The sequence below is a fragment of the Thermomonas fusca DSM 15424 genome, from assembly GCF_000423885.1.
Lineage (GTDB): Bacteria > Pseudomonadota > Gammaproteobacteria > Xanthomonadales > Xanthomonadaceae > Thermomonas > Thermomonas fusca.
Window position 1 is genome coordinate 1 of sequence record NZ_KE384103.1, and the last position, 15440, is coordinate 15440.

Genomic DNA, 15440 nt, shown 5'->3' on the forward strand with positions numbered 1-15440 from the left:
CCCCGAAGCCAACCTTGAGCGCTTCGATGTCCAGGTGCGCTTCAGCCAGCAGCCGCTTCAGGCGGTTGTTCTCAGACTCCAGCTCCTTCAGACGCTTGGCGTCTTCGGCCTCCATGCCGCCGTACTTGGCCCGCCAGGCGTAGAAGCTGGCCGGGCTGAAGCCGTGCTGCCGGCCCATCTCCGATACCGCCATGCCGGCCTCGGCCTGCTTGATGAAGCCGATGATCTGTTCCGTGGTGAAGCGACTCTTGCGCATGTCCGTCCTCTCTGGATGACGGACTCTACCTAGCTTCGAGTGGTACGGCTCAGTGGGGGCAGGTCACATGGACGACAGGCTGCGCCCTGACGTCCTTGTCTGGAGGATATTTCCAACTTCCAAGGCAAGCGGTTCTGCGCGCCTCAATCCAGCCTGAAATCCGCATTCGGCAATCATGCGGTTACGCACTTCTGCGTGATTGAGGTCGCGTCTAGAGGCGTCGATGATCTTGCCTCCGTGGACCAAAGGAGGGCCGATGCAGTCGAAGATCTGGCGCAGTTCCCCCATTGGGATGGGGCGCACCTTACGGTCAAGCGGCGGTGGCCTCGGCATTCCCTTCGGCTGGAGCTGCGGATTCATTCTCCTGGCTTCCAGCTCCCTGGCTTCTTCAACCTCGGCCAGGCTTGACCTGGTCTGACCATTGAGATGAGCCCAAGTGAAGAAGCTCTTGATCGTGCTCAATCGCCTGATGATCGTCTTATCTGCATACGCCATCCCAGTCGCAGGGGAGGGCTGTTCGATCATGGTGTCCAGGTAGGCGAGAAGGATGTCTTCGTTGGCGTCCTGCCAGACTATTTTCATTGCATCCAGGAATGCAAAGAAGTCTCGCAGGTCGGACGTCCATGCTTCCACCGTCTTGATGCTCTTGTGGAGTCTCAGATGCCTCGATGAGCGAGTGAATGCCTTGTCTGCCAAGAACTCCAAGAAAGGCTCGAACGGAAGGCTCGTCGCACTGCTGACAAGAAAGTTCGTTCCTGCAGGGAGCTGCGCAACATTGATACTCGGGAAATCGGCAACGACATGTTCTGGCGGCGCAGCCCTCTGGATCTCAAGCCTGTAAGGCTTGAACTGCTCTTGATTACCGGGGTCCCCTTGTTCTTGCCTGCGTCTTGTATCGCGCACTTCAACCACTCCCTTCTCCAGCAGTGGATGTACTGTTCACGAGATCACGGACCCGATCTTCTTATTATGTTCACAGAAAAGCAACCTTACGTCATATGAATCAATAGCTTATCGGATCAGAACGGTGAACATACTACCAGGCCGTCAGACCGTGTTCGCATCCACGATAGGGGTTCACCGACTGCGAGAACCCGATGTCCGGCGAACTGTTGCGGCTGATGATGCTGCGCGCGCGCTCGCTGGTGACCTGGGTGCGCGGTGCCGGTGCTTCCTCCAGTGCTTCATACACCGAACCCCAGCCATCGTCGTCGTAACGCAGCGCGCGCTTCTCGAAACGACCTGCAGGCGCCGAGACAGCGCCGCGCCCCTTGTGCGGTGCCATCGCTCGGCGCGCATCGTCGTCGGGATGGGACGGGGCGGATGAAATCTGCATCCACCCAGCCTACCCTGTGGCGGTCGCAACCCCCGCGACGCAGGAGAACGCCGTGACCGCATTGATCGACGCCTGGGATGCGCTGTGGGCGATTCCCCACATCCGCGCCTGGCTGACCGCGGGCTGGGCGCTGTACCTGGTCTGGCTGGGCAGCTGGATCGTGCTGCAGAAGCGCGAGCCGGCGGCGACCCTGAGCTGGCTGATCAGCCTGGCGGCGCTGCCCTACATCGGTTTCGCGATCTATTACATCCTCGGCCCGCAGCGGATCGTCCGCCACCGCGCCCGCCGCAAGCGCCACCATGCCCATCTGCCGACCGAGGCCGAAGGCCCCGGCGACGAGAGCCTGGAGCTGCGTGCGCTGGCGCATGCCACCAGCGGGCTTGCGCCCAGCACCGCGCATGACGTGCGCCTGCTGGTCGACGGCGGCAGCAAGTATCCGGCGCTGCTGGAAGCAATCGCGCAGGCGCGCGACCACGTCCATCTGGAGTACTACATCTACAACCCGGACCGCACCGGCACGGCGCTGCGCGACGCATTGGTGGAACGTGCGCGCGCCGGCGTCAAGGTGCGGCTGCTGGTCGACGCGATGGGCTCGATGCAGTGCCGCAAGCGCTTCTTTGATCCGCTGATCGAAGCCGGCGGCGAGCTGGCCTGGTTTCACCCGGCGCGGCTGTGGCTGCCGTGGAAGCGCCCGTGGCTGAACCTGCGCACCCACCGCAAGATCGTGGTGATCGACGGCCGGGTCGGCTTCCTCGGTGGCATCAACATCACCGACGAGGAGGACGAGCGCCTGCGCGACGATGCCTACCGCGACCTGCACCTGCGCGTCGAAGGCGACATCGTGCGTTCGCTGCAGGAGGTGTTCGTCGAGGACTGGGCCTATGCCACCGAGCGCAAGGATTTCATCGGTGACGTCGTGCAGGCGATGCCGGCGCCGCAGCCAGGCCCAATCCACGCCCAGCTGTTGGTTTCCGGCCCCGATTCGCCGTGGGAGGCGATTCACCGCACCCACGTCGGCGCCATCCATTCGGCAACCCGACGGATCTGGCTGACCACGCCGTACTTCGTGCCCGGCGAGGCAGCGATGATGGCGCTGACCTCGGCCGCGCTTGGCGGCCTGGACGTGCGTCTGCTGTTGCCGCAGATGAGCGACAGCCGGCTTGTCACCTGGTGCGTGCGCTCCTACTACGACGATCTGCTGGCGGCCGGGGTGAAGGTCTACGAGTACGGCCCACGCATGCTGCACAGCAAATCGCTGCTGGTCGACGACCGGCTGGTGATCATCGGCAGCGCCAACTTCGACCACCGCAGCTTCCGCCTCAACTTCGAATCGTCGCTGCTGATCGATGATGCCGGCGTCGCCAACGCGCTGGCCCTGCTGATCGAACGCGAGTTCGCCTCGGCGCCGCGGGTGCGCCCTGATCGCCCGCGGCCGCTGCTCACGGCGCGTCTGCCGGAGGCGCTGGCAAGACTGATGGCGCCCCTGTTGTGACCGTCGCGGCGGCGTAAACTTCGCCCACCCGACCCGGAGCCGCACGCATGCACTGGTTGTTCCTGCTCCTCGCCGTTGCCGCCATGGCACTGGCGTTCCTGACCACCTCCATGGCGGCGCTGGCCGGCTGCCTGCTGGCAGCGCTTGTCCTGTTCGTCGCCTGGGTGCTGGGCCTGTATCAGGCGCGCGTCGCCGGCAGCGATCGCGATGCGACCATGATGGTCGACCCGGCCGAACTGCGCCGGTTGCGCGAGCTGGCCCAAGCGCGCAAACAGGAGCGCGACGACGCTGGCGACGCGCCATGACCGCGCTCAGCGTCAACCTCAACAAGATCGCGGTGCTGCGCAACTCGCGCGGCGGCGGCGAACCCGACGTGCTTGCCGCCGGCGTGGCCTGCCTCGATGCCGGCGCCCACGGCCTGACCGTGCATCCACGGCCCGATGCGCGTCATATCCGTAGCGACGATGTGTACGCGCTCGGCGCGCTGTGCACTGCGCGCGGGGTCGAATTCAACGTCGAAGGCAACCCGTTTGCACCGCCGCGCGTCGGTTATCCGGGCCTGCTGGCATTGTGCGATGCGGTGCGGCCGGCCCAAGTCACCCTGGTGCCCGATGGCGACGGCCAGCTCACTTCCGACCACGGCTTCGATTTCGACCGCGACGGCGAATCGCTGCGCCCGCTCATCGCCGCGTTCAAGACATTGGGTTGCCGGGTCAGCGTGTTCGTCGACGTCGGCGGTCCGGATGTGGCGCAGGCCGCCGAGCTGGGCGCGAATCGGGTGGAACTCTACACCGGCCCCTATGCCGAAGCCTTCGCCGCCGGCGATGCCGATGCGGCGCTGCGCTTGGCCGCCGCAACCGCGCGCACCGCACAGGCCGCCGGCCTGCAGGTCAACGCCGGCCACGACCTCAACCAGGCCAATCTGGGCCGTTTCCTCGCCGATGTGCCCGACGTCCGCGAGGTGTCGATCGGCCATGCGCTGATTGGCGAAGCGCTGTACGCCGGCCTCGCCGCGACCGTGCGCGCCTATCGACACATCGTCGATTCGGTTTCGTAGCAGGGGCTTCAGGTAAAAAAAAACGCCGCCCAATCGGGCGGCGTTTCGTCATCCACGACGTGCCCCGGAAGCCGGGGCTGAATGTTTATTTCTGGACGAAGCCGATCTTGATCATGTCGGCGTTCTTCGCGGCTGCCAGCACCTGGGCCAGCACGCCGTATTCCGCCGATTCATTGGTGTCGATCTGCAGCTCGGGCTGGTTGCTCGGATCACGGGCGACTTCCTCGTCCATCATCCGCTCCAGCGCCGAAACGGCGACCGGCGAGTTGTTCCAGAACACCTGGCCAGAGGCGTCGATCCGCAGTTCGATCGGATCCGGCGGCTCCTTCGGGTTTTCCGGCGGCTTTTCCGTCTTCTGTGGCAGATCCACGTCCACCGGCACCGACTGGATCGGCATGGTGACCATGAAGATGATCAGCAGCACAAGCATCACGTCGATCAACGGGGTGACGTTGATGTCCGCCATGGCACCTGCGCTGGCTTTGGCAAAGGCCATCGTGCGTTCTCCTTACTACCCTTTCTTCGGCGGCGTGGTGACGAAGCCGACCTTGGCCATGCCCTGCGCCTGCGCGATCTTGACGACTTCGTTGATCAGCCGGTACGGGGTGGTCTTGTCGCCACGGATCTGCACCGGTGGCTGCGGGGTCTTCTGGGCCTCGACCGACAGGCGGCTTTCGATCGCCTGCCGGGTCGCCGGCTCATCGTTGAGGAAGAGCTCGCCCGCCTCGGTCACCGTGATGGTCACCGGCGGGATCTGCTGCTTCTTCTCTTCCTTCTTCTGGACCACCGCCTGCGGCAGCTGCACCTTGACCTTGTGGTTCATCAGCGGCGTGGTGATCATGAAGATGATCAGCAGCACCAACATCACGTCCACCAGGGGCGTGACGTTGATTTCGGCCATCGGCGCGCCGTCTTCCTTGTTACCGACACTTGCTGCCATGGTCAGGGGCCTCCGTCAGGTTCCAGTGGCCAAAAATCAGCGCTTGCCGGCCGCGTCGCCGACGCGAGCGCCGGTGGCGAAGAAGTCGTGCAGGTCGTGGGCGAAGGTGTCGAACTGGTTGTTGGTGATCCGGTTCGCGCGCACGAAGGCGTTGTACGCCAGCAGTGCCGGAATCGCCACGAACAAGCCGAGTGCGGTCATGATCAGCGCCTCGCCCACCGGGCCGGCCACTGCCGAGATCGACGCATCGCCCGACGAGCCGATCGCGATCAGCGCGTGGTAGATGCCCCACACGGTGCCGAGCAGGCCGACGAACGGGGCCGACGAACCGGTGGTGGCAAGCACGGTCAGACCGGCTTCCAGGTTCAGCGACTCGCGGGTCACGGCCTGGCGCAGGGCGCGGTCGACGAACTCGGAGCGGTTCAGCGACTCGGCCAGCTTGGAACCGTCGTGGCGCTGGTGGTGCGCGGCAGCCTGGGCGGCATCCAGCGCGATCTTGGAGAACGGCTCCGACTTCGGCTGTTCTTCCATGTAACGGATCGCGTCCTGGGCGTTGGTGGTCTCCCAGAAGGTGCTGACCACGCGTTCGGCGCGGCCACGCAGGCGAATGTTCTTGATGAAGTTGATGATGATCCAGTACCAGGACATCACCGACATGATGCTCAAGGTGAGGAACACGATCCAGCCGACTGCGTCGAAGTTCTGGATCAGGCTTTCAAAGCCCATCTGCTGGAGCGCGGCGGCGTTGTTGCCTCCGGCGGCGGCAGGTGCGGCGGCAGCAGTTTCTTGCAACATACGCTTACCCTTGGATGTCGTGGATGAAGTTGTTCAGAGCTAGATGAAGCGATTGCGTTGGAACGGGTGGTGCGGAACAGCAGTTACATCTTGAATTCGACCGGGACGCGAACGCGGCTGGCGATCTTCTGCCCGTTCCTGACTTCCGGGTTGAAGCGCCAGCGCTTGGCCGCGGTGATCGCGGCGCGATCGAGATTGCGGTTGCCGCTGGAGCGTTCGACCTCGACGTCGAGCACGCCGCCACTGGAATCGATGCTGACAATCAGGACGGTGGTGCCTTGGATGCCCCGGCGCATTTCTTCCGGTGGATACTTCGGCGGATTCATCGCCCGCGAGGAAGCATCCACGCTGGAACCGATGTCCGGCACCGAGGCCGGCGGCGACGGCGGCGACGGCGGCGGCGCGGCGACGTCGACGGCGCGCGATTCGCTCAGCACCACCGGCGGGTCATCCGGCGGCGGCGGGATCGGGCTCGGGCGCGGCGGCGACAACGTCTTCGGCGGCGTGGTCAGCGGCTTGGGTTGTTCCGGCGGCGGCGGCGGCGGCGGTGGCGGTTCGATGAAGGTGACGCTCACCACATCGTCCTTCTCCACGTCCTGGGCCGGGGGCGACAGCGGTGCCAGCAGCATCAGCAGCGCTGCGGCATGCAGGGCGATGGCGAAGCTGAAGCCGGCGATGCGCGGCCAGCTCAGGCCGCCATCGCGGTTGTCATTCTTCTCGATGTGGGCGAGATCTTCCGTCATGCGCACGGCTCTGGAGTGGAGGGCCCCGTTCGGTTGGACCGGGGCGGATTACGGTGCGACCTTTATGGCCGCAGGAATCCCGTAGTTTATACCAGCAGACACGACTTGTTCCAAGCATTGTCTGTGGTGTAGGGCGAAAACTGCGCGGTGCGTCTCAACGCGCGAGGATGCGTTTGGCATCTTCCGGCTTCTTGACGCCCTTTTCCAACGCCTGCTTGGCGGCTGCCTTTGCCTCCGCCTTGCGCTCTGCGTAGTCCAGCACCTTGGCGAGATTGAGATAGGCCTCGCCATCGGCCGCCATCGGCGCCGCGCGCTTGTACAGCTCGATCGCCAGCGGGATCTTGTCGTCCATGTAGGCGTTCTGCGCGAGGACCTGGTAGTCGCGAGCAAGGTCCGCGTCGGCCTGCAGGACGCCCTTGGCCACGCCATCGTCGATGACCTTCTTGGCGTCGTCCCAACGCTGGGCATTCATGTAGCCGATGTACAGCGCGCGGATCTCGCGCTTCTCGGTCAGCATGCCACGCTTGTACGCAGCTTCCAGCAGGACGTTGGCTTCGTCGAATTTGTCGCCATTCTGCAGCGCGGCGACGGCGTTCATCAGCAGCCGCTTGTCATCCGGGTTCTTGGCAAGCAGGTCCTTGTAGATCGCGGCGGCTTCTTCGTGGCGGTCCAGGTTGCCAAGCAGGCCGGCGCGCAGGGCGAGGTGGTCCTTCTTGTCGGACTTGGTTTCGGCCAGGAACTTCTCCAGCATGGCCAGCGCCTCGGCGAACTTGTCCTCGCCGTACTGAATCACCACCATGTTGTACATGGTGGAGTAGTGACCGTCGTTCTCCAGACCATTGGCAGCGACCGCCTTGGCGAAGAACTCGCCCGCCTTGGCCTGGTCATCCATGTTGGCAGCGGCATTGCCCGCCATCGAATAGGCGAACGACTTCTCGTACGCGTTCGCGGCCGGCATCGCCGCGACTTCCTCGGCCTTGGCGATCACGCCTGCCCAGTCGTCCTTTTCGTAATGCGCCTGCAGTTCCTGCAGATGTTTGATCAGCTTGGGCGACGCCTTGGCTTCCGGCGACTGACGGGTTGCGTTCGGGTACAGCGCCGGCTTGGCCTCTTCCGCCTTCTGCTGACCCTTGCCAAGTTCAGCGCGCCTCCGAGCGCGTTCTTCCTGCTTGCTCATCGTCTGCGACTGCGGTTCGGCATGAACGAAAGGCGCCAGCACCAGCATGCCGAGGGCGGCGGACAGGGCAACGGCAAACGGACGGTGGTGAGACTTGGACATGGGGGCATTCCTCGATGGCAAGGTGCCGCGGCAGGCGCGGCCAGGTGCGGAAACGTAGCAGAAAGTCGCTGCGCCTTCCTGTGCCGGAGGACGGCAGGTCAGCGGAAAGTCAGCGGCAGCGCGGAGTTTGCCCCTTGTTGCGCGCCGCCTGCATGACCGGCGTCAACCCGGCCGCACGCGCCTGCAATTCGCGGAGGCGGGAAGCGGGGTCGGGATGGGTGGACAGCCACTGCGGTGGCCGGCCGCCGCCGGCTGCCGCCATGTTGCGCCACAACGACACTGCGCCCTCGGGGTCGAACCCGGCCTTGGCCATGAGCTCCTGGCCCACGACGTCGGCCTCGGACTCCTGGACGCGCGAATTCGGCAGCAGGAAGGTGCCCTGCAACAACGCACCGCCAAGCTGGCCGGTGGTCTGCTGCGCCGCCTCGCCGTAACGGGAGCCGGCCAGCGCGCCGGCCACCCCCAGCCCAGTCTGCGCGTAGACCTGCCGGGTGATGCGTTCGTCGTGGTGGCGGGCCATCACGTGACCGATCTCGTGGGCAATCACCGCGGCCAATTGGTCCTGGTTGGTGGCGACCTTGAAAATGCCGGTGTAGACGCCGATCTTGCCGCCGGGCAGTGCCCAGGCGTTGGCTTCGTTGTTGTCGAACAGCGCGTATTCCCAGCGCACGCCGCTCCATGGCGCCGGCAGCTGGGCGGTGACGGCGCGCACCACGCAGCCGACGTAGGCGTTCTTCGCGGCATCCCGGCTCAGCGGCGTCGATGCCTTGGCCTGGGCGAACGCCTGCAGGCCCAGCTGGTCCAGCTGCGCCTGCGACACCGCGCCCACGTATTGGGTGCGCCCTGTCGGCGAGGTGGTGGTGGCGCAGGCCGCAACCGACAGCGCGGTGGCGACACCCAGTGCAATTGCCTTGGTGTTCATGTCGATCTCCGATCAGGGCCAGGATCGCCGTTGTAGGCCGCAGGGCCTGAACGCGGTGTCAATCCGGCGCGCCCGATCAAACGTCGAGATTGGCCACCTTCAACGCGTTGTCCTCGATGAATGCACGGCGCGGTTCGACCACATCACCCATCAGGGTACTGAAGATGGTGTCGGCGGCTACCGCGTCTTCCAGCCGCACCTGCAGCAGGCGGCGGGTGTCCGGATTCACGGTGGTGTCCCACAGCTGCTCCGGGTTCATTTCGCCCAAACCCTTGAAGCGCTGGATCTGGCGGCCCTTCTTCGCCTCCTCCAGCAGCCAGGCCTGGGCATCGGCGAAGCGCGCGATCGGCTGCGACTTGCTGCCGCGGACGATCCTCGCGCCGTCGCGCACCAGACCATGCAGCTTGGCGGCGGCTTCGCGCAGCGGCCGCAATTCGCCGTGTTCGAACAGCGACTGCGGCAACACCTGGATCAGTTCCTCGCCCATGTGGCTGCGGGTCACCAGCAGCGCGGCAGGACGGCCCTCTTCCGCGGTCTGCCAGCGCAGCGCGTAGCGCGGCTTGCCCAGTCCGCTCTGGTTGAGGCGCCCGGCCAGCGCGGTGAGCGCCGCGGACAGATCTCCGTGCGCCGCCACCGAAGCGGCATCCAGCGGCACGAAATCGATCAGGGCCTCCAGCACGCCCGGATCGAAGCGGTGGGCGTTGCGGGCAATCGCTTCCCTGGCCTTGGCGTAGGCCAGCAGCAGGCCCTCCAGCGCGGCACCATCGATGGCCGGCTCGGCCTCGGCCGGCACGAGCCCAGCGCCTTCCACCGCGCTGCCGGCGAGGTAGGCGTCCAACGCGGCATCGTCCTTCAGGTACAGCTCGTTCTTGCCCTGCTTGATCTTGTACAGCGGCGGCAGCCCGATGTAGATGTGGCCGCGGTCGATCAGCTCCGGCATCTGCCGGTAGAAGAAAGTCAGCAGCAGGGTGCGGATATGGCTGCCGTCGACGTCGGCGTCGGTCATGATGATGACCCGGTGGTAGCGCAATTTATCCGGGTTGTATTCATCCTTGCCGATGCCGGTGCCGAGCGCGGTAATCAGGGTGCCGACCTCGGCGCTGGCCAGCATGCGGTCAAAACGCGCGCGCTCGACGTTGAGGATCTTGCCGCGCAGCGGCAGCACCGCCTGGGTCTTGCGGTTGCGGCCCTGCTTGGCACTGCCGCCGGCGGAGTCGCCCTCGACGATGAACAGCTCCGACAGCGCCGGGTCCTTTTCCGAGCAGTCGGCCAGCTTGCCGGGCAGGCCGGCGATGTCCAGCGCGCCCTTGCGGCGGGTCAGGTCACGCGCCTTGCGCGCGGCCTCGCGGGCGCGGGCAGCATCGACGATCTTGCCGGCGATGGCCTTCGCCTCATTGGGGTGTTCCTGCAGGAACTCCTCCAGCCGCGCCGCGAAGGTGCTGTCCACCACCGGACGCACGTCCGAGGACACCAGCTTTTCCTTGGTCTGGCTGGAGAAGCTGGGATCCGGCACCTTCACCGACAGCACCGCGATCATGCCTTCGCGCATGTCGTCGCCCGACAGCGCCACCTTGGCCTGCTTGGCGATACCGTTGTTCTCGATGTAATTGGTCAGGGTACGGGTCAGCGCTGAGCGGAAACCCTGCAGGTGGGTACCGCCATCCTTCTGCGGGATGTTGTTGGTGAAGCAGAACATCGTTTCCTGGTAGGCGTCGGTCCACTGCAGGGCGACCTCCACGGTGATGCCGTTCTGCTCGCCGCTCACCGAGATCACGTTCGGATGCAGCGGAGTCTTCAGCTGCGCCAGATGCTCGACGAAGCTCTTGATGCCGCCTTCATATTCGAATACATCGCGACGGCCTTCCTCGCGCTCGTCGATCAGGGTGATCTTGACCCCGGAGTTGAGGAAGCTCAGCTCGCGCAGGCGCCGCGCCAGGATCTCGTAGTGGAATTCGGTGTCGCTGAAAGTTTGCTCCGACGGCCAGAAACGCAGCACGGTGCCGCGACGCCCCCCCTGATCGCCGACCCGCTTGAGCGGATAGACCGGCTCGCCGTGTGCGTATTCCTGCTGGTGGTGGCCGCCGTCGCGCCAGATGTCCAGGGTCAGCTTGCTGGACAGCGCGTTGACCACCGACACGCCCACGCCGTGCAGGCCGCCGGACACCTTGTAGCTGTTGTCGTCGAACTTGCCGCCGGCATGCAGCACGGTGAGGATGACCTCGGCCGCAGACACGCCCTCTTCCTTGTGGATGTCCACCGGAATGCCGCGGCCGTTGTCGGACACGCTGACCGAGCCGTCGGCATGGATGCTGACGATGATGTTGTCGGCATGGCCCGCCAGCGCCTCGTCCACCGAGTTGTCGACCACTTCGAACACCATGTGGTGCAGGCCGGTGCCGTCATGGACATCGCCGATGTACATGCCCGGGCGCTTGCGCACCGCTTCCAGCCCGCGCAGAACGGTGATCTTGCTGGAATCGTAGGTGGAGTTCGGGGTGGTTTCGGGCTGCTGGCCCGGGGTCTGTTCGTTTTGCGACATCGACGCGTTCGACTCCCGTGACGTGCCGTGGGCACGCCAAGACACATTAGCTATAGGAACCTACAGTATAGCCGACCGAGGCCCGCAGGCTTTTTGTGGCCGATGCCGCGGCTCACGCCTGGTTACGCTTGGATCCAGGCGAACGAGCGATCAGGCGCCGCCGATCTTCCCATGTTCCACGTGGAACATCGCCACATCGACCCCGACCGTGGCCAGCCCGGCCGGGGCTTCCGTGCCGGTGATCAGCACCTGCGCCCCGCTCTCGGCCAGAACCTCCAATAACCGACGCTGGTGGTGGCGATCCAGCTCGGAGCCGAGGTCATCCAGCTGCAGGGCCGGCCACCCGCCCCTGATCGCTGCAAGGTGCGCGGCCTGCCCCAACAACAGTGCCAACGCCAACTGCTTGGTTTGCCCCCGCGACAGACCCTCACGACCTGGTAGATCGCGCAGGGAAATCCTCAGATCGGCGCGATGCGGCCCCAGCGAGGTATAGCCCAGCGCCAGATCGCGTTCGCGCGACAGCAGCAAGGCATCCGCGAGCGACAGCTCTTGCCGCTTCCATCCCGGCTGGAGCAGCAGTTCCACACCCCCTGCCGCGGGCAACAGGGTCGGCAGCAGCCGGGTGAGGCTGGGCTGAAGTCCTGTCACATAGGCTTCCCGCAGCAGGGTAAGCTCCTCCCCCGATTGCGCCAGCTCATGTTCCCAGGCATCCAGCTGCGCACTGGCCCCGCCGGTCTGCCGCAACAGGGCGTTGCGCTGCTTGAGCGCACGCGCGTACCGGCGCCATTGCGGCATGAAGCCATGTTCCACGTGGAACAAACCCCAGTCGAGGTAGCGCCGCCGCACTTCGGCGCTGCCATCCACCAGCGCGTGGCTGCCGGGTTCGAAGGTGATCACGGCCAGCGCTTCGCACAACTGCCCGAGTTGGCGCACATCCTCGCCATCCAACCGCGCTTCCCAGCTTCCACCCGCGTGGCGCAACCCGGCCCGGCGAGCCACGCCTTCTGCTTCCCACTCCACATAAGCCTGCAACGCCGGTTCCCCTTGCCGGATCAGCCCATCGCGAACACGGCCCCGGAAGCTGCGCCCGTGCGCCAATAGATGCAGCGCCTCAAGCACGCTGGTCTTGCCGCTACCGTTGTCGCCGGTCAGCAGGTTGAATCCGGGGCGCAGGGCGATCTCCGCCGAATCGAAGCGACGGAACGCCTCGACGCGAAGCAGGTGGATCAGCATCTCGGGTTTTCACTCTGGCGGGAACGACAACGCCCGGACTGTGCCGGGCGTCGAGGTGGATGTTCCACGTGGAACATCCCTGCAACCGCGCCCGGCCAGCGGCCGGGCTCAGGCTGGCATGGCATGCCCGGTCACAGCCGCAGTGGCATCACCACGTGGCGGGCGTGGTGGCTGCCAGCACCGCGCACCAGCGCGGAAGAGTTGGCGTCGCGCAGCTGGATGACCACGAATTCCTCGCGCAGCGCGCCGAGCGCTTCAAGCAAATAAGTCACGTTGAAACCGATGGCGAGCGAATCGACATGGGTTTCCGCTTCCACCTCTTCCTGCGCCTCTTCCTGCTCCGGGTTGTGGGCGCTGATCTTGAGCAGGTTAGGCGAGACTTCGACGCGAACGCCGCGGTACTTTTCGTTGGACAGGATCGACGCACGCTGCAGGGACGCACGCAGCGCCTCGCGGTCGATCTTGACCTCGCGATCGGCACCGATCGGGATCACCGCTTCGTAATCCGGGAACTTGCCGTCGATCAGCTTGCTGGTGAAGGTCACGTCGTCGCGCTTGACCCGGATATGGCCCTTGCCCAGCTCCAGCTCGATCTGGCGGTCGCCGCCCTCGAGCAGGCGCTGCAGTTCCTGCACGCCCTTGCGCGGAACGATGATCTGGCGCTTGCCGCCATGTTCCTGCCCCAGGCTGGTTTCGCACAGCGCCAGGCGATGGCCGTCGGTGGCCACACAGCGCAGAGTGTCGTCGCGCAGGTCGAACAGCAGGCCGTTGAGGTAATAGCGCACGTCCTGCTGTGCCATCGCGAACGCGGTGCGCTCCAGCAGTTCCTTGAGCGCCGCCTCGGGCACGCTGACCTGCTCGGTGGCGTCCACCTCGTCCAGCGAAGGGAAATCGTTGGCAGGCAGGGTGGCCAGGCTGAACCGGCTGCGGCCGGCCTGCACGGTCACCTTGTCGCTGCTGTGGCTGATCGTGACCCGGCTGCCATCCGGCAGGGCCCGCACGATGTCGAACAGCTTGCGGGCGGGAATGGTGATCTCGCCGTCCTGGGCGTCTTCGACCGCGGTGCGCGCGACCATTTCGACTTCCAGATCGGTACCGGTCAGGGACAGCTGTCCGTCATTGACCCGGACCAGCAGGTTGGCCAGGACCGGCAGGGTATGCCGACGTTCGACCACGTTGACGACCTGGGCCAATGGCTTCAGCAGGACTTCGCGTTGCAGGGAAAACCGCATGTAAACCCCTCACCCTTTTGGCTGATTCGAAAGGCACGCCGGTTGGCAAGCCCTTGCTTCTTGAATATGGATAAATCTAGAAAGACGGTGGTGCTGGAGTAGCTAAAAACCCGGGATATCTACTGTAACTATTTGTTTCAAATCGGTTTTATGCGGGTTGAAAGCGCCTGCATAACCCCCTTGGAAGCATGGGACAAGCTGTGGATGGTTTTGCACGGCAGATTCGATCCCCTGCTTATCCACAGCTTGTTCCGTACTCATTCACTGAGTTTGCGGATCAACTTGTCCCAGTCTTCGTGGAGCTTGCCGTCGCTTTCCATCAGCGTGCGGATCTGCCGGCAGGCGTGCAGCACGGTGGTGTGGTCGCGGCCGTCGAACGCCACGCCGATCTCCGGCAGGCTGTGTTCGGTCAGTTCCTTGGCCAGCGCCATCGCCACCTGTCGCGGTCGCGCCAGCGACCGGGTGCGCTTCTTGCCCAGCATCTCCCGCAGCTGCAGACCGTAGTAGTCTGCCACGGCCTTCTGGATGTTGGCGATGCTGATGGCCTGCTGCTGCGCGCGCCACAGGTCGCGCAGGGTTTCCTGGGCGAACTCCATGGTCACCGGGCGACCCAGCAGGCCGGCCTGGGCGGTCAGCTTGTTGATCGCGCCTTCCAGCTCGCGCACGTTGCTGCGCATCTTCTTGGCGATCAGCTGGGCCACTTCGTCCGGCAGCACCGCGCCGCGCTCGCGCGCCTTGGACAGCACGATCTGCGCGCGGGTCTCGAAGTCCGGCGGGTCGATCGCCACCGACAGCCCCCAGCCCAGCCGCGACTTCAGCCGCGGCTCCAGCCCGTCCACCTCGCGCGGGTAGCGGTCGCAGGTCATGATGATCTGCTGGCGGCCCTCGAACAGCGCGTTGAAGGTGTGGAAGAACTCCTCCTGCGTGCGGTCCTTGCCGGCGAAGAACTGGATGTCGTCGATCAACAGCGCGTCGATCTTCTGGAACTGGCGTTTGAACTGGTCGGTGGTCTTTTCCTGCAGCGAGCGGAAGAACGCGTCGTAGAACGTGTTCGAGCGCAGGTACAGCACCCGCGCCGCCGGGTTGAGCCGGCGCATCTCGTTGCCGGCCGCGAACATCAGGTGGGTCTTGCCGAGGCCGGTGCCGCCATACAGCAGCAGCGGGTTGTGGGTGCGCTCGCCGGGTTTCTGCGCGGCATGCCAGGCCGCCGCGCGGGCCAGCTGATTGCTGCGCCCTTCGACGAAGTTGTCGAAGCTGTAATGCGGATCGACGTTGCCGTGGAAAGGTTCGACCACCGCGGCAGGCGCCGGGCGGGCCGGCAGCGCCTGGTTGGCGGGCGCTGCGGCAATGCGGCGCGGGGCACCGATGTCGACCACCACCTCGGCGCCGTCGTCGAAATGGCGGACCAGCTCGCGGATGCGTTCGAGAAAGCGGCTCTGGACCTCGTCGCGGACGAAGGCATTGGGTGCGTAGAGCACCAACCCGCCGTCGCGCCGGTCCGCCTGCAGCGGTTTGAGCCACATGCTCACCTCGTCCTGCGGGAGCTCGGTTTCAAGGCGTTGCAGGCAGGCGGGCCAGACGTGCATGGGTCGAAGGATCCGGAAAAAAGCGCGAGC

At 65.3% G+C, this 15440-nt stretch carries 16 protein-coding genes; 3 read left to right on the forward strand and 13 right to left on the reverse strand.

All coding sequences use genetic code 11. The features are described 5' to 3' along the window. The 3 genes from G582_RS0114650 to G582_RS0114660 form a co-directional block, all read right to left on the reverse strand. On the reverse strand, positions 1 to 256 hold a 256-nt coding region (locus G582_RS0114650), incomplete at its 3' end, for a transposase (protein ID WP_028840453.1). Positions 257 to 319: 63 nt separating this feature from the next. Further along, on the reverse strand, positions 320 to 1168 hold the full coding sequence (locus G582_RS0114655; protein WP_169380665.1) for a tyrosine-type recombinase/integrase: 849 nt from the start codon (positions 1166 to 1168) through the stop codon (positions 320 to 322). 124 nt (positions 1169 to 1292) lie between these two features. Continuing rightward, on the reverse strand, positions 1293 to 1592 hold the full coding sequence (locus G582_RS0114660) for a radical SAM family protein (protein ID WP_156880595.1): 300 nt from the start codon (positions 1590 to 1592) through the stop codon (positions 1293 to 1295). A gap of 52 nt (positions 1593 to 1644) precedes the next feature. On the opposite strand from G582_RS0114660, the gene cls reads away from it, so the two are divergent. Genes cls through G582_RS0114675 form a run of 3 tightly spaced genes read left to right on the forward strand, consistent with a single transcriptional unit; the run spans position 1645 to position 4141 of the window. Beyond that, on the forward strand, positions 1645 to 3084 hold the full coding sequence (cls, locus tag G582_RS0114665; protein WP_028840456.1) for a cardiolipin synthase: 1440 nt from the start codon (positions 1645 to 1647) through the stop codon (positions 3082 to 3084). Positions 3085 to 3131: 47 nt separating this feature from the next. Then, the gene (locus tag G582_RS0114670; protein WP_028840457.1) at positions 3132 to 3389 is read left to right on the forward strand and encodes a hypothetical protein; all 258 of its coding nucleotides are present in this window, start codon (positions 3132 to 3134) and stop codon (positions 3387 to 3389) included. Then, positions 3386 to 4141: a pyridoxine 5'-phosphate synthase gene (locus G582_RS0114675; RefSeq protein WP_028840458.1), complete on the forward strand. Its 756-nt coding sequence runs from the start codon at positions 3386 to 3388 to the stop codon at positions 4139 to 4141. Before G582_RS0114670 ends, G582_RS0114675 begins: the two co-directional genes overlap by 4 nt. A gap of 85 nt (positions 4142 to 4226) precedes the next feature. Here the strand turns inward: G582_RS0114675 and G582_RS0114680 are convergent, their stop codons facing one another. The 10 genes from G582_RS0114680 to dnaA form a co-directional block, all read right to left on the reverse strand. Continuing rightward, on the reverse strand, positions 4227 to 4637 hold the full coding sequence (locus G582_RS0114680) for an ExbD/TolR family protein (protein ID WP_028840459.1): 411 nt from the start codon (positions 4635 to 4637) through the stop codon (positions 4227 to 4229). A 15-nt stretch (positions 4638 to 4652) separates the two neighbouring features. After that, entirely contained in the window at positions 4653 to 5081 is a 429-nt protein-coding gene (locus tag G582_RS0114685) for an ExbD/TolR family protein (protein ID WP_028840460.1), read from the reverse strand. 36 nt (positions 5082 to 5117) lie between these two features. Then, positions 5118 to 5876 carry a MotA/TolQ/ExbB proton channel family protein gene (locus G582_RS0114690; protein ID WP_028840461.1) on the reverse strand — a complete coding sequence of 253 codons (759 nt, stop codon included), beginning with the start codon at positions 5874 to 5876 and terminating at the stop codon, positions 5118 to 5120. An 83-nt stretch (positions 5877 to 5959) separates the two neighbouring features. Beyond that, positions 5960 to 6619, reverse strand: a complete 660-nt coding sequence (locus tag G582_RS0114695; RefSeq protein WP_028840462.1) for an energy transducer TonB — start codon at positions 6617 to 6619, stop codon at positions 5960 to 5962. Between the two features lie 154 nt (positions 6620 to 6773). After that, positions 6774 to 7898 carry a hypothetical protein gene (locus tag G582_RS0114700; protein ID WP_156880597.1) on the reverse strand — a complete coding sequence of 375 codons (1125 nt, stop codon included), beginning with the start codon at positions 7896 to 7898 and terminating at the stop codon, positions 6774 to 6776. 109 nt (positions 7899 to 8007) lie between these two features. Next, positions 8008 to 8820, reverse strand: a complete 813-nt coding sequence (locus G582_RS0114705; protein WP_051247369.1) for a M48 family metallopeptidase — start codon at positions 8818 to 8820, stop codon at positions 8008 to 8010. 76 nt (positions 8821 to 8896) lie between these two features. After that, entirely contained in the window at positions 8897 to 11359 is a 2463-nt protein-coding gene (gyrB, locus tag G582_RS0114710) for a DNA topoisomerase (ATP-hydrolyzing) subunit B (RefSeq protein WP_028840465.1), read from the reverse strand. A gap of 150 nt (positions 11360 to 11509) precedes the next feature. Next, positions 11510 to 12592 (reverse strand): DNA replication/repair protein RecF, encoded by a 1083-nt coding sequence (gene recF, locus G582_RS0114715; RefSeq protein WP_038054571.1) that lies wholly within the window; start codon positions 12590 to 12592, stop codon positions 11510 to 11512. 131 nt (positions 12593 to 12723) lie between these two features. Next, positions 12724 to 13824 (reverse strand): DNA polymerase III subunit beta, encoded by a 1101-nt coding sequence (dnaN, locus tag G582_RS0114720; RefSeq protein ID WP_028840467.1) that lies wholly within the window; start codon positions 13822 to 13824, stop codon positions 12724 to 12726. A gap of 257 nt (positions 13825 to 14081) precedes the next feature. Next, entirely contained in the window at positions 14082 to 15410 is a 1329-nt protein-coding gene (dnaA, locus tag G582_RS0114725; protein WP_028840468.1) for a chromosomal replication initiator protein DnaA, read from the reverse strand. Positions 15411 to 15440: the final 30 nt, after the last annotated feature.